Genomic DNA, 1,421 nt, shown 5'->3' on the forward strand with positions numbered 1-1,421 from the left:
GACATTGTGCGGTAAAAGATGAGGAAATTGTCGCTCCAGTGGTGGATTTTTCCATTCCCCGGCGAGTCCGTCCTACCTTTGGTTTAATCACCTACGCTAAACTAAAAAGCGGTCGGATTATGATCGAGGGAAAAAGTGTTAGGGTTGCTCCTTTGGCCAGTATTTCCCTGTCCCGGGAAGCCGCTTTAGAATTAAAAGCACTGATCGAATCGGGAGAATTTACCCTCACGGAACCCGTGGCAAAAATTAATCTAGAGCGGACTTTTATTCCCCAGGATCGTTGGGGCGGAAAATTATCAATTGAGTGAGGAGTTAAGGGATTGGGTGCAGGTGGCACAACTACAATTAAGATGACGTAAAATCGGATTTTCTTCCCCGGTTGTCTTGGCGATAATCATATCACCTAAGTTCTTGGTATTGAAACTAGGATGAAAGGACTCTGGGGCAGCTTGTACGGAGTTCGTGGTAACTAATAGGGCTAATAAACTAGCAGAAGCAGTGGCAAGAATAACGACTTTTTGATTCATAAATTTGTGGGAATTATTGGCCATGAATACCACTGATTATAGCACTGCCCTTGCCGATGAGGATATCTTCTAATTAGGGTTTGCTGAAAAACTTTTTCGTGGGGGCAGGGTGTGGGGTGTGGGGTGTGGGGTTTTACTGGTTTTGAGGTGGCCAATTACCTAATTTTCAGGGAAAAAGTGCCTAAATTTTCTCCCCGATCACTCCCGGGCCCGGAACTTTTTGATTTCAAAAAAGCCTAAAGATATTATCCAACAAGGTTTTTAGATTTATTCAGCAAACCCTAATTATCGTCCCAAAAGATTGCCAATATCAGCACATCCCCCCGGAATGGTTGCGCGGGACTTTTCCCCACACCAACGACAACAATAGTGACGTTGTTCCTCGCTCATGTTTTTCACCCCGGTAAAATTGACATTTTCTACCACTGCTCCCGTGTGTTCTCCGCTGTCATAATTGGGGGGAACGCTGCGACTGCGGGGGGTAGCATTTTCTAGGGAACCATAAAATAAACGCATTCCTTTGATATCTGCCCCTCTTAAATTAGCTTCGTAGAGAATTGTCCGCGATACATTTGCTTTTACCAAATCGCTATAACTTAAATCGGCCCGCACCATATTCGCTTCGCTTAAATCCGTCCAGCGCAGATCCTGCCCAGAAATGTCGGCCCCGGCTAACATTACTCCCAATTGTACTACTCTTGTACCGAACTCTCGATCCTCCGCGTAACCCCCTTCCCCGTCTAGAATCGGTCGGCCTAGATAACGATCGCGTTTAATCGGTGATAATAGCCGCGATTGACTCAAAAAACGCAGTATTTTCGCTTTTCCAGAGGCATCGACACTGCTGAGGATGGAAGCGGTGCGACCTTCTGCGATCGCTCTTTCCTGGGGCCA

At 46.3% G+C, this 1,421-nt stretch carries 3 protein-coding genes; 1 reads left to right on the forward strand and 2 read right to left on the reverse strand.

All coding sequences use genetic code 11. The annotated features are described in order from the left end of the window. Positions 1–308 (forward strand): homocysteine biosynthesis protein (locus PX484_RS00470; protein ID WP_288102645.1); only part of this gene is annotated, 308 nt, incomplete at its 5' end. Here PX484_RS00470 and PX484_RS00475 read toward each other — a convergent pair. Beyond that, positions 297–527: a hypothetical protein gene (locus PX484_RS00475; protein ID WP_043998089.1), complete on the reverse strand. Its 231-nt coding sequence runs from the start codon at positions 525–527 to the stop codon at positions 297–299. The genes PX484_RS00470 and PX484_RS00475 overlap by 12 nt on opposite strands. 285 nt (positions 528–812) lie before the next feature. Then, positions 813–1,421 (reverse strand): pentapeptide repeat-containing protein (locus tag PX484_RS00480; protein WP_288102646.1); only part of this gene is annotated, 609 nt, incomplete at its 5' end.

It is taken from the genome of Microcystis sp. M49636_WE2 (assembly GCF_030065375.1).
GTDB lineage: Bacteria > Cyanobacteriota > Cyanobacteriia > Cyanobacteriales > Microcystaceae > Microcystis > Microcystis aeruginosa_C.